Origin of the sequence: Micropruina sp., assembly GCF_047606365.1 — a bacterium.
In the GTDB taxonomy this organism is placed as follows: domain Bacteria; phylum Actinomycetota; class Actinomycetes; order Propionibacteriales; family Propionibacteriaceae; genus Micropruina.
On sequence record NZ_JASGEN010000129.1, the window covers coordinates 36851 to 60037 of the forward strand.

The following is a 23187-nucleotide window of genomic DNA, read 5'->3' on the forward strand; positions in this document are numbered from 1 at the left end:
TGTCAGTCCCGGTCGAGCCGGCGCAGTCGATGCGCGCCCTCGATGGCTCTGATCACGGCCGCCGCCTTGTTGCGCACCTCGAGCTCCTCGTTGCGTGGAATCGAGTCGGCGACGATGCCCGCGCCGGCCTGGACGTGGGCCACCCCGCCGGCCAGCACCGCCGTCCGGATGGCGATCGCCACATCTGAGTTGCCGGCGAAGTCGAAATAGCCGACGCCGCCGCCGTACAGGCCGCGCCGCGACACCTCCAGCTCGTCGATGATCTCCATCGCCCGCACCTTCGGTGCCCCGGACAGGGTGCCTGCCGGGAAACAGGACAGCGTCACATCGAGCGCGCTGCGGCCCGGCGACAGCTCGCCGACCACGGCGGCTTCGAGATGCATGATGTGGCTGTAGCGCCGCACCTTCATGAACTCGACCACCTCGACCGATCCCGGACGGCACACCCGGCCCAGATCGTTGCGGCCCAGGTCGACCAGCATCAGATGCTCGGCGCGCTCCTTCGGGTCGGCCAGCAGTTCGGCCTCCATCGCGGCGTCCTCGGTCGCCGAACTGCCCCGGGGCCGGGAGCCGGCGATCGGGTGCGTTTCGGCGCGTCCGTTGCTGACGGTGACCAGCGCCTCGGGGCTGGAGCCCACCACGGCCAGGCCCGGCAACCGCAGCAGATACAGGTACGGGCTGGGGTTGGTGCGGCGCAGGATGCGGTAGACGTCGAGCGCATCGGCGTCGGTGTCGATGTCGAATCGCTGACTGGGCACGATCTGGAAGGCCTCACCGGCCTTGATCTCCTCGACGGCTGCCAGTACCGCCGCCTCGTACTCCTCCGGAGTCCGCTGCCGCCGGATCTCCGGAGCGGACGCGTCCGGGTCGACCACCGCGACCGCAGGGGTCAACGGCTCCGACAGCTGCGCCGCCATCGCCAGCACCCGGTCGCGGGCGTCGGCCCAGGCGGCGTCTGCCCGCTCGGCCGAATCGTCGAAGTTGAACGCGTTCGCCAGCAGCCACACCTCGCCGGTGTGGTGGTCGAGGATGGCCATGTCGCTGACCATCATCATCACCAACTCGGGCAATTCGAGGTCGTCGGGGTTGCCGTCGGGCAGCACCTCGAGGCGCCGGACGACGTCATAGGCCAGATAGCCGACCATGCCGGACGTCAGCGGCGGCAGGTTCTCGTCGGCCGGCGTGTGCAGGATCTGCAGGGTCTCGGCGAGCACCTGCAGCGGATCGCCGCCGGTCGGCAGTCCTTCGAGGGGGCGTCCGGTCCAGTGCGCCTCGCCGCCGGACTCGGTCAGCGTGGCCACCGAATGGACGCCGACGAACGACCAGCGCGACCACATGCCGTTGTCGGCCGACTCGAGCAGGAAGGTGTGATCGCGATCGCCGCACAGCCGGTGGTACAGCCCGACCGCGGTCAGGTCGTCGGCGAGCAGCCGGGTGTAGACCGAAATGACCCGGCGTTCACGGGCCAACTCCAGAAACTCGTCCAGGTCGGGGGTGACGGGCAGGTCGGTCATCGGCCCTCCTCGCTCAACAGGGTGCGGTCGGTGAAGCAGGTCCGGGTGCCGGTGTGGCAGGCGGGGCCGGTCTGGTCGACGAGCACCAGTAGGGTGTCGCCGTCGCAGTCCAGCGACACCTGCCGGACGTGCTGGGTGTTGCCCGAGGTCTCGCCCTTCACCCAGTACTCATTGCGGCTGCGCGACCAGTAGGTGCCGCGTCGGGTGGCCAGGGTGCGGGCCAGCGCTTCGTCGTCCATCCAGGCCAGCATCAGCACCTCGCGGGAGGTGGCGTCCTGGACGACGGCGGGCACCAGTTGGTCGGCATTCCGCTTGAGCCGTGCGGCGACGGCAGGGTCGAGACTCACCGGCTCATTGTGTCAGGGCCTGCGGATGATCCGCCCTGGGGCCCAAGCCGCGCAGGGCCGCGCAGCACCCACGTAGACACGCACTAGTCTGAGCGAATGCCAGCCGTGAACGAGCGAGCCCGGGTCGAACGAGCCCACACCTGCGACGCCCTGCTGGCGGTGGGGCCAACCGCCCCCACCCTGTGCGAGGGCTGGGCGGCCAACGATCTGCTCGCCCACCTGATCATCCGCGACGGTGAAGTCTCCAACGCCATCGGTGCCGTCATTCCGGCATTCGCCGACCGCTATGAGGCACGGGTGGCCGAGTTGAAGAGCAGCGACTACGCCCAAGTCGTCGAGAAGCTGCGCCAAGGTCCGCCGCGCGGATCGCTGTTCGCGATTCCGGCCATGGACGCGGTCGCCAACTCGACCGAGTTCCTGATCCACGGCATGGACGTCCGGCGCGCTAACGACCTGCCCGAACCGGCCCGTGACGAGGAGTTTCAGTCCTGGGCATGGTCACAACTGACCCGCGTTGGCAAGCTGATGCTGCGCCGTCCCCCGGTCGCGCTCGCCCTGGAATGGTCCGGACGCCCCGAGCGCGTCGTCCGGGCAGGTTCCGGCAATCGCGTGGTCACCGTGATCGGCGAACCGAGCGAACTGCTGCTCTACGCGTTCGGACGCCGGGCCGCGGCCGACGTCCGCTACGTCGGGTTGGAATCGGCTGTCGAGGAAGCGCGCCGCTGAAGCATGGCGCACGTAGTGGGTGAACTAGCCGACAACCTTCGAATTCTGCACTGGTGTTCGTTGTTCTCTGCACCTACAGGCGTGCTGTGTAGTGACGTCAGGATCAATCTTGGAGCGGCTCGCCGACAACCATCTCATATACTTCTCGGAGATCCCCAGTAAGACTCTCCACGCGATCCAGGCCCTCCATATCAAGTCCCCGAACCACGCCCGGATCCTCCCTGACGTCTCGATAGGTTCGCTCACCCTGCAGGATAATCCATCCTCGAACATCCTCAAATACATCATCTGAAACGAAGCCCAAGCGCGCATTGGCCGCATCCCAGATCGCTGGCTCAGATAGCGCCCGATTGAGTTCCGTCCACCAAGCGCCGAACACCAGCATCGACGATTCCCGAAAAGTCGCGACATGCGCCACTAGGGTTCGACACAGATCCTCCATCGACTCAACATCCACAACACTGCGCGCGGCATCTACCATCCTCCAGCAATCTGCGACACTACGAACATCGGGGAGAGCCTCGAGTGGATCAATAGCGGCTAGATCTGCCGCATAGATTTGAAGTGGCGGGCGCAGTGCCGGTGACGACAGTTGGATCCGACCATCGGCCAGCCAGGAGTACTCGACGCCTGGCTCAAATTGAGCAAACGCTTCAGCGCCCCCTTTCACTGCCTGCCAGTGGCCGAGGGATACGCGCCCACCACCTCTAACAACAGCCCGCATGGTGCCACCCCTCACACTTCCTCGATAGTCAAGACGAAGCCACCGATGGTGCCCCTGACGACGAACGACAGCCGTCTGGAACGACAATTGATAGCCCTCCGCTTTCCAATGCCGGCTCAAAGCCCTTCCGAGCTCCCGCAGGTCGGATTGACCCTCGCCCGCTCGGATCTCTAGTGCGGACACAAAATCGGCGGCAACCCGAGCGGCAAGATCAGCATTGTCCAAGGTGCTCGCGCCTTTACATGAGACCAAATAGGCCCGCCCCTGCTCGCAGGGCGATACCTCGCTGACCTTATTTCCGGGAATTAGTTCAAGCACTGGCCAGGAATCGGCTATCCGTCGTTCAAGCAGCACAGGTGCCGCGAGTTCACACAGCACGCGGGCGGCCTTAGCATATGCATCGACGTCGCGGTTTCGATGCCATCGATCGCCTGCGCCGGACCGCGGTATACACGAGAGCGCAAGCAGCGGCACGATCGGCACTGGGCCTTGGAAGCAGCAATGTGCACTCAATTCTGGAATAGTCTCATCGATCGCCACACAAAGCCAGCGCCTCAACGCCAAATCCAAAGCGTCGTCATCTGCGATCAAATGCACATCCAGCGGAACATAGACACGTAGCTCGCAGACGATACTCCCACCGACAGCGTGCCGACGAATGCGCCAGGGTTTCTCGCCCCACGAGAACTGAATCTCAAACCGATACACAGTTCCCGGAGCAGTAGCCGCGGAAGCGACAAAGCCTTCAAAATCGACATCCAGGCGATCGCGGGACTGTTCCAAACGACGACGAATTGTATTGAATTTCCTGAACCGATGCCATACTCCATCGATCTGCCTCCCGCGCATCTCGGGGATCTCGAAGAACAGACCGTCGTATTCACCCATTGAAAGCCTACTTCCCGGACACCTGGCGTGACTTCAGAGTTCGGACCTGGATGGATGAGGAATTACTTCCTCGGGCTATCCGAAGGCCGACGCAGGCAAGCCATACCGCGATCTCCATCACGACACCGGACACGTCCCAGATGTCACCGTCGCGACCCGGCAACAGCCAGGCCCGCACGAGTTCGCTGATCACCGCGTGGGCGGCGAACACCAGGGCCGGCCACCAGTTCCGGACCACCAGGTCAGGGTACGCGCCACCGGTTGACGGAGTGCGGTGACATTCCCGAGACCGCTCTGCGCAAGCCCGTCCGGCCTACTCGGAGCCAAGGTCGACACTTCCCCGCACCGCCTTGTCGGACATTTCGGAGTAGCGAACGCCGAACAACTGACCGGCCCACAGACAGTCCAGCCCACCAGTTTGATCTGAGGTCGCCTCAGGAACATGCGTGCAATCCAGCGCCAAGACTTCCTGCTTGAGCTTTGCGAAGGATGGGTGGGTCCACTCGACATAGGCGCTATCGCCGCTGTCACAGCCGACATATCCAGTCAATACAACTCCGGGAACTCGTCGCGCTAACTCATCCGCCCCCTGCAGGAGCGCCGTCTTCTCCTGACCATCACAGCCTCGCTCGCGTCCTTCTCCGGTCAAGGAACAGCCCGCCAACATGGTCAGACCAACACACATCCCTGCGGCCGCAAATCCAACGATTTGGCGGCTCATTTCAACGCTCCGAGGCGCCACTTGACCGAGCTAATTTCCTCGTGCCATCCGGAGGCCGGCGCAGGACCAAGGCAAGCCATGCCGCGGTCGCCACCACTACGCCGGACACGTCGGCGGCCACGTCCCAGATGTCACCGTCGCGACCCGGCAACAGCCAGGCTTGGACGAGTTCGCTGATCACCGCGTGGGCCGCGAACACCACGGCCGGCCACCAATGCCGAATCACCAGCATGGCCAGCAGGGTGGGCGCGGCGAAGCCGAAGAAGTGCAGCACCTTGTCGGAGTTTGGGAACCATTCCGAGGCACCCGGCTCACCCGGTGTGTACAACCCGTACAGGTGGGCGATGAGCGCCAACACCAGCGCAACGACCAGAGCGATCCGTAGCCATCGCGGGCCGGACGGCGCGCTCGCGCGGACGCCCGCGGATGCGTCGGGACGTGTGACGGGATTCGACCGGGTGGGCACCGGCCCAGTGTGCCAGGGTCGCCGACGGCCACCCGTCCCGGCCTGACCGAAAACGGCGGACTGGCGAAGCCCAACGCGCAACGCTGAAAGAATCGACTCATGCGCGTCTACAACTTCTCTGCCGGCCCCGCCATGCTTCCCGAGCCCGTTCTGCAGCGGGCCAAGGACGAGTTGCTCGACTGGGACGGTTCCGGGATGTCGGTGATGGAGGTGTCGCACCGCAGCAAGGAGTTCATTGCCTGCGCCGAGCACGCTGAAGCCACCCTGCGCGCCGTCATGGGCATTCCGGACAACTACAAGGTGCTGTTCCTGCAGGGCGGCGCGATGGGACAGTTCGCCGCCGTCCCGCTGAACCTCGCGGCGGACGGCGATGCCGCCGACTACCTGAACACCGGCGACTGGTCGGCCAAGGCGATTGCCGAGGCCAACAAGTACGTCACAGCGCGGGTGATCGCCGACGAGAAGCCGGACAACTACATCCGGGTGCCGGCCGAGGGCTCCTTCCAGGTGAACGGTGACGCCGCCTACCTGCACTACACGCCGAACGAAACCATCCGCGGCGTCGAGTTCGGCTACATCCCGGACGCCGGCGGCGTCCCGCTGGTCGCCGACCTGAGCTCGACGATCCTGTCCCGCCCGATCGACGTGTCGAAGTTCGGCCTGATCTATGCCGGCGCCCAGAAGAACATGGGGCCGTCCGGCATGTGCGTGGTGATCGTCCGTGACGACCTGCTGGAGCGTGCCCGGCCCAGCACACCGTCGGTGTGGAACTACGCCAAGATGGCCGCCAACGGCTCGATGCTGAACACCCCGCCGACCTTCGGCTGGTACCTGCTCGGCCTGGTCTACGAGTGGGTGCAGGCCCAGGGCGGGCTGCCCGCGATGTCTGAGCGCAACAAGGCGAAGGCCGACGCGCTGTACGGCTTCATCGACGGCTCCGACTTCTACAGCAACCCCGTCCAGCCCGACAGCCGGTCGTGGATGAACGTGCCGTTCCTGGTCGCCAAGCCCGAACTGGAGAAGACCTTTGTCGCCCAAGCAGCGCAGGCCGGTCTCACGAACCTGGCCGGCCACCGAAGCGTCGGTGGTATGCGGGCTAGCATCTACAACGCCATGCCCCTGGAGGGTGTCCTGGCACTCGTCGACTTCATGAAGGAGTTCGAGCGCGCCAACGGCTGACGCTCACAGATCACCATGCCTTTTCGCATTCGTACCCTGAACGCAATCAGCCAGGCGGGCCTGTCGCGGCTGCCCGGCGACCGCTACCTGGTCGGTCACGACATCACCCAGCCGGACGCCCTGCTGCTGCGGTCGGCGAGCCTGCACAACCAGCCGATCGACCCCTCCGTGCTCGCCGTCGCACGGGCCGGTGCCGGCACCAACAACATTCCGATCGCCGAATACTCCAAGCACGGAATCCCGGTGTTCAACACCCCCGGCGCCAACGCCAACGCGGTGAAGGAGCTTGTGGTGGCCGGGTTGTTCCTGGCCGCCCGCAACATCGTGGACGCCGCCGCCTTCGCCCACCGGCTCGAAGGTGACCACGCCACCATGGACAAGCTGGTCGAGGCCGGCAAGAAGAACTACGTCGGCTTCGAGCTGCCCGGACGAGTGCTCGGCGTGATCGGTCTCGGCGCCGTCGGCGTCGAGGTGGCCAACGTGGCGATCTCGCTGGGCATGCATGTGCTCGGCTACGACCCGGGCATCACCGTGCAGCACGCCTGGGCGTTGTCGTCCGAGGTCGAGCACGTCACCTCGCTCGACGACCTGTTGCGGCGCTCGGACATCGTCACCCTGCACGTCCCGCTGGTGGCCGGCACCAAGGGCCTGATCGGCGCTGAGCAGTTCGCCGCGATGAAGACCTCCGCGGTGCTGCTCAACTTCGCCCGCGGTCCGATCGTGGACGAGCCGAGCCTGCTGGCCGCGTTGGAAGCCAACCAGATCCGCGGCTACGTGTGCGACTTCCCCACCCCGACGCTGAACAAGCGGCCGCGGGTGGTCACCCTGCCGCACCTCGGCGCCTCGACCAACGAGGCGGAGGAGAACTGCGCTCGGATGGCCGCCGACGAGCTGCGCTGGTACCTCGAGGACGGCACCATTCAGAACTCGGTGAACTTCCCGGACGCCCGGCTGCCTCGCGGCGAGGGTACCCGGCGGCTGGCGATCGCCAACAGCAACGTGCCGAACATGGTGGGTCAGATCTCCACCATGCTGGCCGACGCCCAGCTGAACATCTCCGACCTGCTCAACAAGTCGCGTGGCGATCTGGCCTACACCCTGGTGGACGTCGAGGGCGCGATTCCGGAGTCCCTGGTGGACCGCATCCGGAACATCGAAGGGGTGCTGTCGGCCCGGCTGCTCTGAGCCTTATGTTGGTCGAGCTTGTCGAGACCCCTCACTGACACACCCGTTGGTCGAGCTTGTCGAGACCCTCAGAAGGATCTCGACAAGCTCGATCAGCGGGGGTCGACAAGCTCGATCAGCGGGGATGGGCGGGTCGTTAGGCAAGGCTCTCCTGCCTTGCGGAGGCGTAGATCGCGCGTAGCGTGGACGCATGAATGCGACCGATTCCACCTTCATGGGCCTGCTCCAGGCCCAGGTCCGCAACGAGTTCTCCGCCAGCCAGCAGTACATCGCGGTGGCGGTCTGGTTCGACGCCAAGGATCTGCCCCAACTGGCGGCGCACTTCTACCGCCAGTCCGTCGAGGAGCGCAATCACGCGATGATGCTGGTGCAGTACCTGCTCGACCGCGATGTGAATCCGGTGATCAAGGGCCTGGACGACCCGCAGACCGACTTCGATTCGGTGACCGCCCCGATCGCTCTCGCGTTGAGCCAGGAGAAAGAGGTGACCGGCCAAATCGAAGCCCTGTTCCGTGCCGCCAGAGCCGAGGACGACGCGTTGGGCGAGCAGTTCATGCTGTGGTTCCTCAAGGAGCAGGTCGAAGAGGTCTCGTCGATGTCGACCCTGCTGGCGGTCGCTGAGCGCGCCGGCGACAACTGGTTCCACCTGGAGGAGTTCCTCGCTCGCGAGGCGGTCGGCGATTCGGGCCATGACAGCTCAGCGCCCGAGGCTGCCGGCGGCGCGCTGTAAACCGCTCAACTCCGACAACACCCGGGACGCGACGGACAACAGTCCTGGCAACACTGAACCGACATCCTGGCGGCACTCGATCCGAAAGGTGCCGCCATGGAGTCCGTCACGCCGCTGTTCAGCCATCCCGACCGAACCGAGCCGGCCAACCGCTCCGGCCTGACCTGGCAGCCGTCCGACTACGAGTCATTGGTGGACGGCATCCGTGAGGGCTTGGACTTGCCCGCCCTGGCCAGCCGGCTCGGTCGCTCCAGCAACGGCGTCTCCACCCGGTTGCGGCGCCTGCTGCCGCTGGCGCAGCGGGACTGCCTGTTCGACCAGGTGCTGCCCACGCTGCGTAGCGCGCTCGCCGATCCCGGCTACGACTGGCGTGCTGAGATGCTGCTCAGCCCGCCTCCCGCACCGATCATCCATCAAGAGGTCATCCGAACCGGATTGGACGGCCTCTCCGACGACCAGGTGGTCACCGTCGCCTACGCACTGCTGGCTTCCGGCGGGCGCGAAGAAGGCGAGTTGCTCGACCAACTCCGCGAACGCCTGAAGACCGATGACCTGATCGAGCGGTTGATCGGCATGCGCGCCCAGCGCGCCGTCCGCTGCTCCCCGTTCTCGATCGACGAAGACTCCGCCTGGGCACATGCCAGCTACTGGGTCCGGGGGCGCAGCAGCTACTCCTCCTGGCAGCGCCGCCGCCGCGCCGAACCCGTCTGGTGAGCCCGCCCGCCGATGCCGTCCGATCCGGTGCCCATCGGCATATCTACACTCTGGGCATGAATCACCCCCAGTCGCCTTGGTTGGCTCGGGTCGCCGTCCTGATGGCCGTCGCGCTCACAACGCTGGCCGGATGCACCCCAGCACCGCAACCAGCCGAGTCTCCGTCACCCTCATCGGCTCCGGTCACCGCCCGAGGTCTCGCCGCCTTGACCGAGCAGCAGTTCGGGGTCGGTTTCGGCGCGTATGCCGACAGCAGCACCGAGGACGCTCCCACCGGTATCGTCGTGCACGCCGCGACGCCGGGGGTACCTGAGTGGTGGGTATCGCTGGCATTCGGGCCCGGTCCCGACTGGGCGACCGGCGAGTCGACGTGCTTCTGGGAGAACGAGCGCGTGGTCAAGTGCGTCGAACGCGACGGTGTGCGGCTGGCCTGGAACCCTGGTGGAACGGTCTACGTGGCGTCGGTCCGCACCGGCGGCGTCGCGGTTGCCACCCTGGCCGGCGACGACCCGGCGCCGAAGACTCCCCCGACCGGAGAACTGTCCGAGTCCGTGAGGAAGCTGATCGCGCTCGCCCAGGATCCCCGTCTCGGGACGACCGCGACACCGCAGGCGCCGGCGACGTCGTGGCGTGACGACCCGGACTGCAAGGCCGCGCCCCGAGCGGAGCTGCTGCCGGCGATACCCGCGACGGGCCAAGCCACCGAGCAGGTCACGCCGCAGGCACTGGTTGCGCTGTTGGCCGAACGGGTCCAAGGCACTTGTGCAGCGGGCGACAGTTCACGAACCGAGGCGGCGGTGAGCGGCACCGTCTACCTGGGTTCCGGCGATGGCGAGAAGGTGACCGCCCAGGTGCGTCCCGAGACCTACGGCTGCAAGGGCATGGACGTCTGCGAGCGGCGCGGCGAGCTGACCATCTCCTGGCAGTTCGACGTACCCGAGGAGTATCCGGCGACCGTGCGGATCACGCGTCCGATCCCCGGCGGGCAACTCGAGATCGCGCATGCCAGCTATCACGCGAACCCCAAGACCAGGGCGTTTCCGGTCCCGCTCGACACCCTGGTGAAGCTCGCATCGGACCAGCGGTTCGGACTCACCGTCGATCCGGCGCTCAACCGGGCTGGTGCCGACCTGCCGCTGTGCTGGCTGCTGACCTCGCGGACCGGGGACTGAGCACCAGACTGCTCAGCGCTCGGACGTCGCCAGCCAGGCCCGCGGTGAACTGCCGACTCGCTGGGTGAACAGCCGCGAGAACGAGCTGCCCGTGTAGCCCAACTCGGCGGCGACCCGGGTGACCGGATCACCGCGACGGAGCAGTTGCTGACCGACCAGGATGCGCCAGCTGGTCAGGTAGTCGTGGGGCGTGCTGCCGACCAGTTGGTTGAACCGCGCTGCGAACGCACTGCGTGACATCTGCGCGGCCTTGCTGAGTTCGGCCAGCGTCCACGGGTGTCCCGGATCGGCGTGCATGGCGGTCAGTGCGCGGGCGAGCTGGGGATCCGCCATACCTTCCAGAAGTCCGGGCGGCAGGCCGGCGTCCTTGGAGTGATCGAGCAGCCAGCGCAGCAGTTTGATCAGGGTGATCTCGAACAGCCGATCGACCACGTGACGATGTCCGCACCGGAAGTCGTCGATCTCGTCAAACAGCAACTCCAGGGATCCGGCCAACCCAGCGACCTCCGCGATCGGCACGGTCACCACGTCGGGAAGTGCCCTGACCAGTGGATTGTCGTCGCCGCCGCTGAACTCCAGCGTCGCGCAGGCCAGATCGACGCCGATGCCCTCGGTCTGGAAGACATGGTCGTGGCTGCGCGGGTAGAACAGCACGCTCGGTTCGGCGACCAGCCGGCGTGCGCCGTCCGGGCCGTCGAAGATGGTCAGCTCGCCCGCCCGCAGGATGTGCAGGAACCCACGCCCCGCGACCGCCTCGAACCGGCGCCGGCCACACAAGGGACCGGTGTGGAACTGGCGTGCCCGCACGGTGAACCTCACCAGCAGATCATCGAGCCGATCAATGGGTGCCATGGACGGAATGCTAGACGATCAGACAACTAATACGGACTATCCGTGCCACAACGTCCAACCCGTCCGGCCAGAGTGGGAACAGGCCGCATCGGAAGCGGCGTCCAACGAAAAGGAGATCCCATGTCCCGAGTTCCTCTCGTCGACCCCAGCACCACCGACGGACAGCGCCGAGCCAGCCTCGATCGGATCGGGGCCGCGTTCGGCACCGTGCCCGCCATGTTCCGCGCCGTCGCGAATTCACCGGCGGCGCTGCAATCCATGTGGGCAGCGTTCGGCGCGTTCTCCACGGGCGCCTTGGGTGCAGCCGTGAGCGAGCAGATCGCGGTCGCGGTCGCCGACCGCAACAATTGCCGCTACTGCCTCGCCGCCCACACCGTGCTCGGGTTGAAGGCCGGCGTCAGCGAGCAGCAGCTGCGGGCCGCTCAAGGCACCGAGGTGGACGATCCCCGCGTCCGGGCCCTGCTGGAGTTCGCGGTGGCCCTGGTCAACCGGCGGGGTGCGGTCGACGCCGACGACATCCAGCGGCTGCGTGACCACGGCTGGAACGACGGCGAGATCGTCGAAACCATCGCCCAGGTCGCGCTCAACCTGTTCACCAACTACATCAACATCGCGTTGGACGTCCCGGTCGACTTCCCAGCCGTGCCGCTGCTGGCCGACGCCGACTAGGTCTCCGCCGGTCGAGCTTCTCGAGACCCCCTTGCCCCCGCCGGTTGAGCTTGCCGAAACCCCTTGCCACCGCTGGTTGAGCTTGTCGAAACCACATGCCACCGCTGGTTGAGCTTGTCGAAACCCCTTGCCGCTGGTTGAGCTTTGTCGAAACCACATGCGAGGTCTCGACAAAGCTCGACCAGCGGTGGTTGCGTTGATCCTCCGGCGCGGCGCACTTGGTCGGTAGAGATCCCGGCGTCCGCCGGGATGACGACGCCCGCGGGATGACGGCGCACGTGGCTCAGGCGCTGAGCCGCTCCAGGATCAACTCACGGACGCGGCCTGCGTCGGCCTGGCCGCGCATCGCCTTCATCACCGCGCCGATCAGCGCGCCGGCGGCCTGCACCCTGCCGTCCCGGATCCGTTGCGCCACGTCAGGGTTGGCTGCGATCGCGGCGTCCACCGCAGCGGTGAGCGCAGCGTCGTCCGACACCACGGCCAGGCCGCGGGCCTCGACCACCTCGGACGGCGAACCCTCGCCGGCCAGCACGCCGTCGATCACCTGCCGGGCCAGCTTGTCGTTGATCGTGCCGGCCTCGATCAGGGTCTGCAGTTCCGCCACCTGAGCAGGGGTGATGCCGACGTCCTCGAGCTCGACGCCGGCGGCGTTGGCGCGGCGGGCCAGCTCGCCCGACCACCACTTGCGGGCCGCGCCGGGCGTCGCGCCGGCGTCCACCGTTTCGGCGATCAGGTCGAGTGAGCCGGTGCCCAGCACGTCCCGCATCTCCAGCTCGGTGAAGCCCCACTCGGCGACCAGCCGACGGCGCCGTTGCGCGGGCGGCTCGGGCAGCGTGAGTCGGAGTTCCTCCACCCATTCCGGCGCCGGCGCCACCGGCACCAGGTCGGGTTCGGGGAAGTAGCGGTAGTCCTCGGCCTGTTCCTTGGAGCGTCCGGGCGAGGTCGAACCGTCGTCCTCGTGCCAGTGCCGGGTCTCTTGATGGACGCGTCCACCCGAGGCCAGCACCTCGCCCTGCCGCTGGATCTCGTAGGTGAGCGCACGTTCCACCGACCGCAACGAGTTCACGTTCTTGGTCTCGGTACGGGTGCCCAGCATGTCCGAACCGGACGGCGCCAGCGACACGTTGGCGTCGCAGCGCAGCGACCCCTGCTCCATCCGGACGTCCGAGACGCCGAGCGCGCGCAGCAGTTCGCGCAGCTGGGTCATGTACGCGCGGGCCACCTTCGGTGCGGCCGCCCCTGTGCCCAGCACCGGCTTGGTGACGATCTCCATCAGCGGAACGCCGGCCCGGTTGTAGTCGAGCAGCGAGTATTCGGCACCTTGGATGCGGCCGGTCGAGCCGCCGACGTGGGTGAGCTTGCCGGCGTCCTCCTCCATGTGGACGCGCTCGATCTCGATCCGGTAGGTCACCCCGTCGACCTCGACCTCGGTCCAGCCGTCGAAGCAGATCGGCTCGTCGTACTGCGAGGTCTGAAAGTTCTTCGGCATGTCGGGGTAGAAGTAGTTCTTCCGGGCGAACCGGCACCATTTCGCGATCGAACAGTTCAGCGCCAAGCCGATCCGGATCACCGATTCGACCGCCTTGGCGTTCACCACCGGCAACGCGCCGGGCAGGCCGAGGCAGACCGGGCAGGTCTGGGTGTTCGGCGCGGCGCCGAACGCGGTCGAGCAGCCGCAGAACATCTTGGACGCCGTATTCAGCTCGACATGCACCTCCAGACCCAGCGCGGGATCGTAGGCGGCGAGCACGTCTTCGTAGGCCATCAGCGTCACAGCGCTCCCCCGTTCTCCCGCGTCCACAGTTGGTCGGTCAGCAGGCCACCCCACTGAGATTGCAGCGCACCTTCGAGAGCCGCGCCGACCCGGTAAACGCGGTCGTCGGCGAGCACCGGGGCCATCACCTGGAAGCCGACCGGCAGGCCGTCCTCTTCGGCCAGCCCGCACGGGAACGAACCCGCTGCGTTGCCCGCCATATTGGACGGAATGGTGCACAGGTCGGCGGCGTACATGGCCAGCGGGTCGTCGGTGCGCTCACCGATCCGGAACGCCGTGGTCGGCGTGGACGGCGAGACCAGCACGTCCACCGATTCGAAGGCCGTCTCGAAGTCGCGGGCGATCAGGGTGCGGGCCTTCTGCGCCGAGCCGTAGTAGGCGTCGTAGTAGCCGGAGCTCAGCGCGTAGGTGCCGATGATGATCCGCCGCTTCACCTCGTCGCCGAAGCCGGCGCCGCGGGTGCGGGCCATCACCTCTTCGGCGCCCGCCGTGCCGTCGTCGCCGACCCGCAGGCCGTAGCGCATGGCGTCGAAGCGGGCCAGGTTCGAGGAAACCTCGCTGGGCATGATCAGGTAGTAGGCGCCCAGCGCGTAACGGAAGTTGGGGCAGGACACCTCGACGATCTCGGCGCCCAGCCCGGCCAGGGCGTCCAGTGCCTCACGGAAACGCTGTTCGACGCCGGGCGCGTAGCCTTCGCCGCCGAGTTCCTTGACCACGCCGATCCGCATGCCGGCCACGTCAGCCTGCCGGGCGGCGGCCACCACGTCCGGAACCGGGGCGTTGACCGAGGTGGAGTCCATCGGGTCCCAGCCGGCGATAACCTGGTGCAGCAGCGCGGTGTCCAGCACGGTGCGCCCGCAAGGGCCGGGCTGGTCGAGGCTGGACGCCATCGCGATCACCCCGTAGCGGGAGGTGCCGCCGTAGGTCGGCTTCACCCCGACCGTGCCGGTGACCGACGCCGGTTGCCGGATCGAGCCGCCGGTGTCGGTACCGAGCGCCAACGGCGCCTCGAACGCGGCCAAAGCCGCCGAGGAACCGCCGCCGGAGCCGCCCGGAATACGGTCGTGATCCCACGGGTTCCGGGTCGGTCCATAGCCCGAGTTCTCGGTCGACGAGCCCATTGCGAACTCGTCCAGGTTGGTCTTGCCGAGCACCACCAGCCCGGCGTCCAGGACGCGCTGGGTGACGGTCGCGTTGTAGGGCGGATGCCAGCCCTCGAGGATGCGTGAGCCGGCCGTGGTGGGTGCGCCGGTCATGCAGAAGATGTCCTTGACGGCGATCGGGACACCGGCCAGCGGGCCCAGTTCCTCGCCGGCGGCGCGTCGAGCGTCCACCGCGTCCGCGGCGGCGAGGGCACGCTCGCCGTCGACATGCAGGAAGGCGTGCACCTCGCCGTCGACGGCGGCGATCCGGTCCAGATGCGCCTGGGTCACCTCGCGCGACGACACCTCACCGGCGGCGATCCGCTCGGCCAGGGACGCGGCGCTGGCCCGCAGCAACTCGCTCACTGCTCCTCCCCCAGGATCCGAGGCACCCGGAAGCGCTCGTCCTCGACGGACGGGGCGCCGGCCAGCACCTGCTCGACCGGCAGCGAGGGCCGCACCTCGTCGGCACGGAACACGTTGGTCAACGGGAGCGCGTGGGACATCGGCGGGACGTCGTCGCCGGCCACCTCGGTGACCTGCGCGACCGCGTCGAGGATCACGTCCAGTTGCGGGGCCAGTCGGGCCAACTCCTCATCTGACAACTCGATTCGGGCCAATGCCGCCAGGCGTGCCACCTCGGCTGTGGTCAGGGCCACCAGATGCTCCTCGCTCTCGTCCGACCGCCCATCCTAAGAGGTTCCGCAGGTAGGCGACAGTCGGCTGGCCGTCGTCCCAGCACGCACCTGAGCACTGGAACGACGCCCAACTCGACAGCCCTACCTGCGGAACCTCTAACGGCGAGCCGACGGATCGGAGGCCCCGACCACGGTGCCCGGCGAATCCGTTCCTCAGGCGCGGGACTCCATCGGTTGTAACAAATATGCGGGACAATAGAGCGTGTTTCTGCTGCGCGTGGGATTGCCCGACCGACCCGGTTCGCTGGGTGCCGTAGCGACTGCCCTCGGCACCGTCGGCGCCGACATTCAAGCCGTCGAGATCGTCGAGAAGCACTCGGGTTTCGCGGTGGACGATTTCATGGTGGAGGTGCCGGTGGGCACTCTGCCCGATGCACTGATCACGGCCTGCACCACGATTGAGGACGTCTCGGTGCTGTGGTTCTCGCACTATCCGGAGGGCTGGGGTTTGCAGGCCGATGTGGCCGTGCTGGACGAGATGACCGAGAACCCTGCCGAGGCGGCCTCCATCTTGACCCAGGCCGCTCCCACCGTGTTCCGGGTGAACTGGGCCGCACAGATCGACAGCGGTGACGGCCGAGTGCTCGACCGGACGGCGATGGCCCCCGAGGTGGACCGGCTGCCGCTCGATCCGCTGGCCCATCTCAACTCCTCCGGCTACGTGGAGGTCGACGAAGGATGGTTGCCGGGCTGGCCCGAGATGTTGCTGGCGGCGGCGCCGTTGAAGAACCGGTCGGCGCTGGTCCTGGCCCGCACCGGTGGCCCGGCGTTCATCAAATCGGAACTCGCCCGGTTACGGCATTTGGCTGCACTGACGGGCTGACGCCGATTTCACCGACACCCAATGGGTTGAACCTAGCTCTGCTAAGGTCGCAAGTGGTTCGGGCGGCATTGTGTGCGCTTTGCGCCGCAGATCGCAGTTGATGACGGAATCCGTGCCGCTGATGCGGCACCATTCCCGATCAAGTGTTGATGTTCGCCCGGCCACCGAGGATGGGGGCCGAGGTGGCGGTTGTGTCGGTGGCAGGTAACGGCGTCGATGCAACCGCCGGCCACTCTCAGCCGGCTCCGCCGCTCATCATCGTGAAGATGTACCAGCCGTAGGCGAAGAGCACAGCGGCGGCCCCCACGAAACCCAGCGACACCCACCAGCGGAGCCGCTTCTTCTGTCGAGTGGACGGCACCTCGGCCGGTCCCCACTCCCCCAGCTTGGGCCACACCCGTGGCGGCGCGCCGGCATTGAGATTCAGGTTGCTGTTGAGGCCCTCCACGTCGTGGAGTCTAGTCGGGCGTCGAGTCGTCCGGGCGGGTGCCGAATCGACAACTCGGCGACGTGGATCTCAGGATTCCTTGGCGACGGCGCGGGCGGCGTCCGGACCCTCGGCGAGCAGCACCTCGAAGCCATCGGCGTCCAGGATCGGACGCTTCAGCGCGACCGCCTTGTCGTACTTGCTGCCGGCGTTCTCGCCGACCACGACGAAGTCGGTCTTGGCCGACACCGACGCCGCGGACCGTCCACCCCGCGAGGTGATCGCCTCGGCGGCGCTGTCGCGGGTGTAGCCGGGCAGTGACCCGGTGACCACGATCGACAGGCCGGCCAGGTTCTGCGGCAACCCCTCGGCGGCTTCGGCCTGCTCATCGAACAGCTCACAACCCGCCCGCTGCCATTTGCGGACGATCTCGGTATGCCACTCGACCGTGAACCAGTCGCGGATCGCCGCCACCAGGGTTGGGCCGATGCCCTCGACCGCGCCGAGCTCTTCTTCGGACGCCTCGCGCAGCGCCTCGATGCTGGGGAAGGCGGCGGCGACGTCGGGTGCCACCCCCTTGCCGATGTGCCGGATGGAGAGCGCGACGAGGAAGCGGGCGAACGGCCGGTGCTTGGCCTCCTCGAGGTTGGCCAGCAGTTTCTCGCCGTTCGCGGACAGGTAGCGGCCCTGCGGATCTTCGCCCTTGCGCGGGCCACGGGTGAACATCGGAATGCGCATCAGCTGGTCGGCGTCGAGGGCGAACAGGTCGCCTTCATCGGTCAGCAGCCCGGCCGACAGCAGCGCATCGGCCGCCTGCCAACCCAGTACCTCGATGTCGAGCGCCTGCCGGGACGCCAGATGGAACAGCCGCTCGCGCAACTGCGCGGGACACGAACGGGTGTTCGGGCAGCGCAGGTCGGCGTCGCCCTCCTTCTCAGGGGCGAGTTCGCTGCCGCAGGACGGGCAGTGGGTGGGCATCACCCATTCCGTCTCGGTGCCGTCACGCAGCGCCACCACCGGGCCGACCACCTCAGGAATCACGTCGCCGGCCTTGCGCAGCACGACGCTGTCGCCGATCAACACGCCCTTGCGTTTCACCTCGGACGCGTTGTGCAGGGTGGCCTGCTCGACCGTCGAACCCGCCACGAACACCGGCTCCATCACCGCATACGGCGTGACCCGTCCGGTGCGTCCGGTGTTCACCCGAATCTCCAACAGCTTCGTGGTGACCTCTTCGGGCGGGTATTTGAAGGCGATCGCCCAGCGTGGTGCCCGGGAGGTGTTGCCCAGCTGGTCCTGCAGCTCGCGATCGTCGACCTTGATCACCACGCCGTCGATCTCGTGCTCGACACCGTGCCGGTTCTCGCCGTAGTGGTCGATATAGCCCCAGGCATCTTCGATGGTCGGCACCACCCGGTAGTGGCTCGAGACCGGCAGGCCCCAGGTCGCCAGCAGTTCGTAGCCGTGTGACTGGCTGTCGATCGTCACACCGGACACCTCGCCGAGCCCGTGGCAGAGGAACTGCAGGTTGCGGGACGCGGTGACCCGGGCGTCCTTCTGCCGGAGCGACCCGGCCGCCGAGTTGCGCGGGTTGGCGAACGGCGCCTTGCCGGCCGCGACCAGCCCCTCGTTGAGCAGCGCAAAGTCTTCGGGGCGCATGAACACCTCGCCGCGCACCTCGACGACGTCGGGGACGTCGCCGGTCAGACGGGCCGGGATGGAGGCGATGGTGCGCACGTTGGCGGTGACGTCTTCACCGACCCTGCCGTCGCCGCGGGTGGCCGCGCTGGCCAGCCGTCCGCCCCGGTAGACCAGGTCGAGCGCGAGCCCGTCGATCTTCAGCTCGCACAGCCAGGCGGTGACGGTCAGTTCCTTGGTGGCCCTGGCGGCCCACTTCTCGAACTCCTCGTGCGAGAACACATTGTCGAGACTCATCAGCGGCCGCAGGTGGGTAACCGGCGCGAAGGTGGCGGACGGCGCACCGCCGACCTTCTGCGTCGGCGAATCGGGCGTGCGCAGTTCGGGATGCGCATCTTCGATCGCCTCCAGCTCGCGCATCAGGACGTCGAAGTCGCCGTCGCTGATCGTCGGGGCGTCCGTGATGTAGTACCGGAAGCGGTGCTCCTCGATCTCTTGAGCCAACGCGGCGTGCCGGGCACGGATGTCGTCTGCGATCACGGTGGAAATCTATCGTCCGGGTCTGACAGTTCTGCCCGGTGCACCTGTCAGCCGCTGACAACCGCTTCGGTAAGGTGTTCGCGTGTCGGCCCTGGTTCTCCCGGTCTTCTCGTGCAGCTTGGACCCTCGCAGCAAGAGCCGTGAACTCGCCGTCACCTCAGTGGCGCTGCTGCGCGAAGCCGGCCACCACACCGAACTGGTCGACCTGGCCGCCACCGGACTGCCGACGTTCGACAATGACCGGGTCTTCGACACCGCACTCTTCGCCCGACTGCACGAGACGATCCGCGCGGCGGACGGGATCGTGCTGTCCTTCCCGATCTACAACTGGGCACCGGGAGCCACCGTCAAATGGCTCATCGAATCCACCGGCGCCACCGGAGATGGCGAACACACGGCGGCGTGGTTCGACAAGGTCGTCACATTCGTCTGCGCGGCGGGACTGCCGCACAGTTACATGGCCACCACCTCGATCGGTCAGTCGTTGATGGCGGACTTCAAGTGCATCATCAACCCGTACGTCGGCTATGTCTCGGGCCGGGATTGGGTGGACGACCAACTGTCGGACGATCGCGGCTACCGGCTGGAGAAGACCCTCCGGGTACACGTCGAACTCGCTCAGCTGCTGCGGGCCCGCAGCTACTCGTCCGACTGGGAGGTGTGACGCCGGTCCGGGCATCGCCAACCGGCCGCGCACTCAGCGGAAGAGGCCGACCACCATCACCACGATGCCGATGCCACCCATCACGAAGCCCAGGTACTGCAGCGGCACGAAGAACAGTGAATGCCGGTTGGTGAGCGCGGCACGGACCTTCGCACTCTCCTGCTTCAGCACGTACTCACCGACCGCCCAGGGGTCGGCCAGCTGTCCGGGTCGCTGCGGGTCGGGCACATTGTTGTACGCCCCGCCGCGCACCTGGGCGGCGACCTCCTCGCGGCGGCGGGCATACCAGCCGTCGAACTCGGCCACCGGTCGCTTCTGGTTGAGGTAGTCACCGAGGAACCAGGTGCCCACACCGCCGCCGATCAGCATCAGGCCGATGAAAATCGGGCTCAGCGCCGGATTCACCACCGAGATCGCCGAACCCAGCCCTGCCGCGAGACCGCCGATCAGGATCGCCAGAATTCCCCAGCCACGCCAGATGATCATGCGGGCGACTATAGGCAGACGACGGACCAACGGGCCGAGGCGTCCCGCGGCGTGACCGGTCCCGGCCCATCGACACCCGGGCGGGCCGCGAATAGTGTGGCCCGATGGGCACGCCGACGTCCGTCCTCGGCGGTGGGATCGCGCGGCACCCGCCGGACGCCGTCCGTGTCTGACGCGGCCTGGGGCGAGCGTCTGGAGCGGCATCGCGCCGCCGGATTCGTCGGACGCGCGGCCCCGCTGGCGGCCATCAAGGATTCGGTCGACGGCATCCAGCCACACCGGGTGCACCTCGTACACGGCCCGGGCGGCATCGGGAAGACCACGCTGCTCGACGCGGCACAACGGGTGGGTCACGCTGCGACCCGCACCGTTCTGCGGCTGGACGCCCGTGACGTGGTCGGTTCGGTGGATTCGGTCATGCGTTGGTACCAGCCGGCCACACGCGCCGAGATGCCGGCGTTGCTGCTGATCGACGGTTACGAACTGCTGGCGCCACTGGACGAGTGGTTCCGGGCCGTCTTCCTGCCCGCGCTGCCGTCCGAGACGGTGACCGTGCTGGCCGGACGCGCCCCGCCGTCCGACGGCTGGTTGCTGGACGCCGGCTGGCGAGCGCTGGCGGTGACCCATGAACTCGAACCCCTGGACGCGGCCGATAGCGCCAGCCTGCTCGGCGGGCTCGGAGTGCCGCCAGCGGCTCGCAGCGAGCTGATCCGGCTGTCCACGGGTCATCCACTGGTGCTGGTCCTGCTCGCCGAGGCGAGCCGGCGGCGGCCCGGGCTCGCCGACTTCGCCGACGCCCCCGACGTGGTGAGCCGGCTCTGTGCCCGGATCATGGACGACGTACCCACCCCGGCCCACCGCCTCGGCCTGGCCACCTGCGCGCATGCGGCGCAGGCGACCCAGGACCTGCTGCGGCGCACCGTGGGCGACGATGCCGAGCCGGTCTGGGCCTGGCTCGCGGCGCGTCCCTACGTGCGGCAGGGTCCGTTCGGCCTGTACCTGCACGACGTGGTCCGGGGGCTCTTCGAGGCCGAGTTCCGGCATCGCTCGCCCGAGGCGTACGTCGGGTTGCACCGCACGGTTCGGGAGTACTTCGCACAGCGCGTGGACGATCGGGGCGAGCCGCACTCGCTACGGGCGGCCACCGAGATCCTGTTGTTGCACCGGCGCAGTCCGCTCGGCCGCGACGTCGCCGACCTGCCGTCCGCAACGGTGCCGCCGGTGGAGCGGGCCACCGCCGCCGATCACAGCTGGATGTTGGACCTCGTGGAACGAACTCAGGGCGAGCGGACCGCCCGGCTGGCCGCGCGATGGTTCGCCGACGTCACCGGCAGCGGCTACCGCATCGTCGTTCCGGGCGGCCCACGCGCCTTCGCCTATCACGGCTACCTCGACGCGGCGCCGGACGACCTCGCCGACCCGGTCGCCACCACGATCTGGAACCTGGTTGACGCTCACGGCGCGCTGCGCCCCGGCGAACGTATTCACGTCAACCGGTTCGGTGGCGTCGAGGGACAGTTGACCGATCCGCTGATGCTGCTGGTCAGTGGCACCTCGAACGCGTTCGAGTGGCGCCGGCACACCGCGGCGTGGACGTTCCTGGTGGCGCCGGCCCCCGAGCACTACGGGCCGTTCTTCGAGTACCTGGGCATGCGGCACATGCTGAGCCTCGACCTGGGCGACGGCCCGGTCGGCGGCTGGGCCTGGGACCGCCGGCGCCTCGACGTCGACGGCATGTTCGAGATGATGGCGCAGCGCGAGCTGAGCGGTGAGAGCGGGCCCCCGCCTGCTGAATTGCTCAAGCCCGCCCCGCTCAGCCGTGCCGACTTCGACTTGGCCGTGCGGGCCGCGTTGACCGCGCTTCGGCGTCCCGACGTCCTGGCAGGCTCGCCGCTGCTCGGAACCGCTCTGGCCGGCACCCGCGAGCCCGGAGTCCTGGCCGATGTGCTCGTTGCCGCGATCGCCGGGCTGTCGAGCGAGCCGCGGGGATCAGAGCATCGTCGCGTGCTGGAACGCAGCTACCTGCGCGGCGCACCCTCACAGGAGGCGGCGGCTGAGCTGCTCGATCTGCCCTTCAGCACCTACCGGCGACACCTCGCCCAGGCGGTTCGACGGCTCTGCGACGTGCTGTGGGCGGTCGAGGTCGGCACCGTCAGCGCGACCGGGATTGAGCGGAACCCGACGGAGCAGAGCACGAGTGAGCAGAAAGTGAGCAGGGACCGGCCTGGAGGGTGAGCGCCCATCGGTCGCATCGTGGGGGCTGACCGAAGGAGCCTTCCGATGACTCAGCAACCGCTCGATATCGCCGTTCTCGGCGCCGGACCCACCGGCTTGACCGCCGCGCTGCTGCTGGCTCGTGACGGCCACCACGTCACGGTGTGCGAGGCCGACGGGCGACAGAGCCTGAACGGGTCCGCAGTGCCGCGCCGGCCCGGCGTGAGCCAATTCGGGCTGCCGCACGTGCTGCTGCCGCGCTGGCGCCACGAGATGGATGTCGCCCTGCCCGACCTGGTGCCGGCCCTGCTGACGGCTGGTGCCCGTCCGGTCAACCTGCTGCACCTGCAGGACCCCGGTACGATCGGCGCGGCGCGCGACGGGGACGACCGGTTCGGCACGGTGGCCGTCGGCCGGGCGGTGCTGGAGCAGGTGCTCAGCAACCTCGCGGCCGGGGAGCCGAACATCCGGTTGTGTTTCGCGACCCGAGCCACCGGAGTGCTGCCTGCCCGGCACGGGGAACGTTGCCTGGGCGGGCTGCGCACCGAAGACGACGACGTGCCCGCGGCGCTGGTGATCGACGCGGCCGGACGGCACTCGCCGATGCCCGGCTGGCTGCACGATACCTACGGCATCCCACCCCAGCAGTTCTGCCACGGCCCTCGGCTGACCTTCTTCTGCCGCCACTTCGAGGCTCCGGACGGATCGCTGCCGCAGGCCGGCCCCATTCTCACCCACCAGCCGTCGTGGTCGCTGCTGACCCTGCCGACCGGACGCCGGCGCTTCGCCGTCGTGCTGGCCGCGACGGCCGACGACAGGGCGCTGCGTGCGCTGCGCGACCCGGACGCCTGGCACGCCGCCGTCGTGTCCACCGCCGTCGGGCGAGCCTGGGCC

Annotated in this window: 24 protein-coding genes; 11 read left to right on the forward strand and 13 right to left on the reverse strand. The window is 67.8% G+C overall.

Features of this window, described 5'->3' with window-relative positions; all coding sequences use genetic code 11:
• Positions 1 to 2: 2 nt before the first annotated feature.
• Together QM624_RS14895 and hisI are read right to left on the reverse strand one after the other, a co-directional pair.
• Positions 3 to 1514: an anthranilate synthase component I gene (locus QM624_RS14895; RefSeq protein ID WP_415093169.1), complete on the reverse strand. Its 1512-nt coding sequence runs from the start codon at positions 1512 to 1514 to the stop codon at positions 3 to 5.
• Complete coding sequence (gene hisI, locus QM624_RS14900; RefSeq protein ID WP_298133729.1) at positions 1511 to 1861, reverse strand: phosphoribosyl-AMP cyclohydrolase; 351 nt, start codon at positions 1859 to 1861, stop codon at positions 1511 to 1513. The genes QM624_RS14895 and hisI overlap by 4 nt, the downstream gene beginning before the upstream one ends.
• A gap of 96 nt (positions 1862 to 1957) precedes the next feature.
• On the opposite strand from hisI, the gene QM624_RS14905 reads away from it, so the two are divergent.
• Positions 1958 to 2587 carry a TIGR03085 family metal-binding protein gene (locus QM624_RS14905; RefSeq protein WP_415093171.1) on the forward strand — a complete coding sequence of 210 codons (630 nt, stop codon included), beginning with the start codon at positions 1958 to 1960 and terminating at the stop codon, positions 2585 to 2587.
• A 103-nt stretch (positions 2588 to 2690) separates the two neighbouring features.
• On the opposite strand, the gene QM624_RS14910 is transcribed toward QM624_RS14905, so the two are convergent.
• The 4 genes from QM624_RS14910 to QM624_RS14925 form a co-directional block, all read right to left on the reverse strand.
• Complete coding sequence (locus QM624_RS14910) at positions 2691 to 4199, reverse strand: DUF4240 domain-containing protein (RefSeq protein ID WP_415093173.1); 1509 nt, start codon at positions 4197 to 4199, stop codon at positions 2691 to 2693.
• 7 nt (positions 4200 to 4206) lie between these two features.
• Positions 4207 to 4437, reverse strand: coding sequence for a hypothetical protein (locus tag QM624_RS14915; RefSeq protein ID WP_415093175.1), 231 nt, complete (start codon positions 4435 to 4437; stop codon positions 4207 to 4209).
• 75 nt (positions 4438 to 4512) lie between these two features.
• Positions 4513 to 4920, reverse strand: coding sequence for a hypothetical protein (locus tag QM624_RS14920; RefSeq protein ID WP_415093177.1), 408 nt, complete (start codon positions 4918 to 4920; stop codon positions 4513 to 4515).
• Position 4921: 1 nt separating this feature from the next.
• On the reverse strand, positions 4922 to 5386 hold the full coding sequence (locus QM624_RS14925) for a hypothetical protein (RefSeq protein ID WP_415093179.1): 465 nt from the start codon (positions 5384 to 5386) through the stop codon (positions 4922 to 4924).
• A 99-nt stretch (positions 5387 to 5485) separates the two neighbouring features.
• Between QM624_RS14925 and serC the strand changes: the two genes are divergently transcribed.
• From serC to QM624_RS14950, 5 genes are all read left to right on the forward strand, one after another.
• Positions 5486 to 6565, forward strand: coding sequence for a 3-phosphoserine/phosphohydroxythreonine transaminase (gene serC, locus QM624_RS14930; RefSeq protein WP_415093181.1), 1080 nt, complete (start codon positions 5486 to 5488; stop codon positions 6563 to 6565).
• A gap of 15 nt (positions 6566 to 6580) precedes the next feature.
• Positions 6581 to 7750 carry a phosphoglycerate dehydrogenase gene (locus QM624_RS14935; RefSeq protein ID WP_415093183.1) on the forward strand — a complete coding sequence of 390 codons (1170 nt, stop codon included), beginning with the start codon at positions 6581 to 6583 and terminating at the stop codon, positions 7748 to 7750.
• 190 nt (positions 7751 to 7940) lie between these two features.
• Positions 7941 to 8480, forward strand: a complete 540-nt coding sequence (locus tag QM624_RS14940; protein WP_415093185.1) for a ferritin — start codon at positions 7941 to 7943, stop codon at positions 8478 to 8480.
• Between the two features lie 96 nt (positions 8481 to 8576).
• Entirely contained in the window at positions 8577 to 9194 is a 618-nt protein-coding gene (locus QM624_RS14945) for a hypothetical protein (RefSeq protein ID WP_415093187.1), read from the forward strand.
• Between the two features lie 206 nt (positions 9195 to 9400).
• Positions 9401 to 10366, forward strand: a complete 966-nt coding sequence (locus tag QM624_RS14950) for a hypothetical protein (RefSeq protein ID WP_415093189.1) — start codon at positions 9401 to 9403, stop codon at positions 10364 to 10366.
• A 12-nt stretch (positions 10367 to 10378) separates the two neighbouring features.
• On the opposite strand, the gene QM624_RS14955 is transcribed toward QM624_RS14950, so the two are convergent.
• Positions 10379 to 11218: a cupin domain-containing protein gene (locus QM624_RS14955; RefSeq protein ID WP_415093191.1), complete on the reverse strand. Its 840-nt coding sequence runs from the start codon at positions 11216 to 11218 to the stop codon at positions 10379 to 10381.
• Positions 11219 to 11338: 120 nt separating this feature from the next.
• On the opposite strand from QM624_RS14955, the gene QM624_RS14960 reads away from it, so the two are divergent.
• Positions 11339 to 11887, forward strand: coding sequence for a carboxymuconolactone decarboxylase family protein (locus QM624_RS14960; protein WP_415093193.1), 549 nt, complete (start codon positions 11339 to 11341; stop codon positions 11885 to 11887).
• 283 nt (positions 11888 to 12170) lie between these two features.
• Here QM624_RS14960 and gatB read toward each other — a convergent pair whose 3' ends face one another.
• The 3 genes from gatB to gatC are packed head-to-tail and all read right to left on the reverse strand — an operon-like array spanning position 12171 to position 15462.
• Positions 12171 to 13652: an Asp-tRNA(Asn)/Glu-tRNA(Gln) amidotransferase subunit GatB gene (gatB, locus tag QM624_RS14965; RefSeq protein ID WP_415093195.1), complete on the reverse strand. Its 1482-nt coding sequence runs from the start codon at positions 13650 to 13652 to the stop codon at positions 12171 to 12173.
• A 5-nt stretch (positions 13653 to 13657) separates the two neighbouring features.
• The gene (gene gatA / locus QM624_RS14970; RefSeq protein WP_415093197.1) at positions 13658 to 15169 is read right to left on the reverse strand and encodes an Asp-tRNA(Asn)/Glu-tRNA(Gln) amidotransferase subunit GatA; all 1512 of its coding nucleotides are present in this window, start codon (positions 15167 to 15169) and stop codon (positions 13658 to 13660) included.
• Positions 15166 to 15462: an Asp-tRNA(Asn)/Glu-tRNA(Gln) amidotransferase subunit GatC gene (gene gatC, locus QM624_RS14975; RefSeq protein ID WP_415093199.1), complete on the reverse strand. Its 297-nt coding sequence runs from the start codon at positions 15460 to 15462 to the stop codon at positions 15166 to 15168. Before gatC ends, gatA begins: the two co-directional genes overlap by 4 nt.
• 241 nt (positions 15463 to 15703) lie before the next feature.
• On the opposite strand from gatC, the gene QM624_RS14980 reads away from it, so the two are divergent.
• Entirely contained in the window at positions 15704 to 16324 is a 621-nt protein-coding gene (locus tag QM624_RS14980; protein WP_298135024.1) for an ACT domain-containing protein, read from the forward strand.
• 235 nt (positions 16325 to 16559) lie between these two features.
• On the opposite strand, the gene QM624_RS14985 is transcribed toward QM624_RS14980, so the two are convergent.
• Both QM624_RS14985 and ligA read right to left on the reverse strand, forming a co-directional pair.
• Complete coding sequence (locus QM624_RS14985) at positions 16560 to 16772, reverse strand: hypothetical protein (RefSeq protein WP_298135022.1); 213 nt, start codon at positions 16770 to 16772, stop codon at positions 16560 to 16562.
• A gap of 69 nt (positions 16773 to 16841) precedes the next feature.
• Positions 16842 to 18929, reverse strand: a complete 2088-nt coding sequence (ligA, locus tag QM624_RS14990) for an NAD-dependent DNA ligase LigA (RefSeq protein ID WP_415093201.1) — start codon at positions 18927 to 18929, stop codon at positions 16842 to 16844.
• 82 nt (positions 18930 to 19011) lie between these two features.
• Here ligA and QM624_RS14995 point away from each other — a divergent pair, with 82 nt between their 5' ends.
• A complete protein-coding gene (locus tag QM624_RS14995) occupies positions 19012 to 19593 on the forward strand; it encodes an NADPH-dependent FMN reductase (protein ID WP_415093203.1) in 582 nt (193 codons plus the stop codon).
• Positions 19594 to 19626: 33 nt separating this feature from the next.
• Here QM624_RS14995 and QM624_RS15000 read toward each other — a convergent pair whose 3' ends face one another.
• Positions 19627 to 20079, reverse strand: a complete 453-nt coding sequence (locus QM624_RS15000) for a hypothetical protein (protein WP_415093205.1) — start codon at positions 20077 to 20079, stop codon at positions 19627 to 19629.
• Positions 20080 to 20244: 165 nt separating this feature from the next.
• On the opposite strand from QM624_RS15000, the gene QM624_RS15005 reads away from it, so the two are divergent.
• Together QM624_RS15005 and QM624_RS15010 are read left to right on the forward strand one after the other, a co-directional pair.
• Complete coding sequence (locus tag QM624_RS15005; protein ID WP_415093207.1) at positions 20245 to 22314, forward strand: hypothetical protein; 2070 nt, start codon at positions 20245 to 20247, stop codon at positions 22312 to 22314.
• A gap of 45 nt (positions 22315 to 22359) precedes the next feature.
• Positions 22360 to 23187: FAD-dependent oxidoreductase (locus QM624_RS15010; RefSeq protein ID WP_415093209.1), on the forward strand; the 828-nt coding region annotated here is incomplete at its 3' end.

Bases quoted from the DNA above. Each gene is read 5' to 3' on its own strand.
- QM624_RS14895 (WP_415093169.1), bottom strand. From the start codon at position 1,514: ATGACCGACCTGCCCGTCACCCCCGACCTGGACGAGTTTCTGGAGTTG.
- QM624_RS14905 (WP_415093171.1), top strand. From the start codon at position 1,958: ATGCCAGCCGTGAACGAGCGAGCCCGGGTCGAACGAGCCCACACCTGC.
- QM624_RS14910 (WP_415093173.1), bottom strand. From the start codon at position 4,199: ATGGGTGAATACGACGGTCTGTTCTTCGAGATCCCCGAGATGCGCGGG.
- QM624_RS14920 (WP_415093177.1), bottom strand. From the start codon at position 4,920: ATGAGCCGCCAAATCGTTGGATTTGCGGCCGCAGGGATGTGTGTTGGT.
- serC (WP_415093181.1), top strand. From the start codon at position 5,486: ATGCGCGTCTACAACTTCTCTGCCGGCCCCGCCATGCTTCCCGAGCCC.
- QM624_RS14935 (WP_415093183.1), top strand. From the start codon at position 6,581: ATGCCTTTTCGCATTCGTACCCTGAACGCAATCAGCCAGGCGGGCCTG.
- QM624_RS14940 (WP_415093185.1), top strand. From the start codon at position 7,941: ATGAATGCGACCGATTCCACCTTCATGGGCCTGCTCCAGGCCCAGGTC.
- QM624_RS14945 (WP_415093187.1), top strand. From the start codon at position 8,577: ATGGAGTCCGTCACGCCGCTGTTCAGCCATCCCGACCGAACCGAGCCG.
- QM624_RS14955 (WP_415093191.1), bottom strand. From the start codon at position 11,218: ATGGCACCCATTGATCGGCTCGATGATCTGCTGGTGAGGTTCACCGTG.
- QM624_RS14960 (WP_415093193.1), top strand. From the start codon at position 11,339: ATGTCCCGAGTTCCTCTCGTCGACCCCAGCACCACCGACGGACAGCGC.
- gatB (WP_415093195.1), bottom strand. From the start codon at position 13,652: ATGGCCTACGAAGACGTGCTCGCCGCCTACGATCCCGCGCTGGGTCTG.
- QM624_RS15000 (WP_415093205.1), bottom strand. From the start codon at position 20,079: ATGATCATCTGGCGTGGCTGGGGAATTCTGGCGATCCTGATCGGCGGT.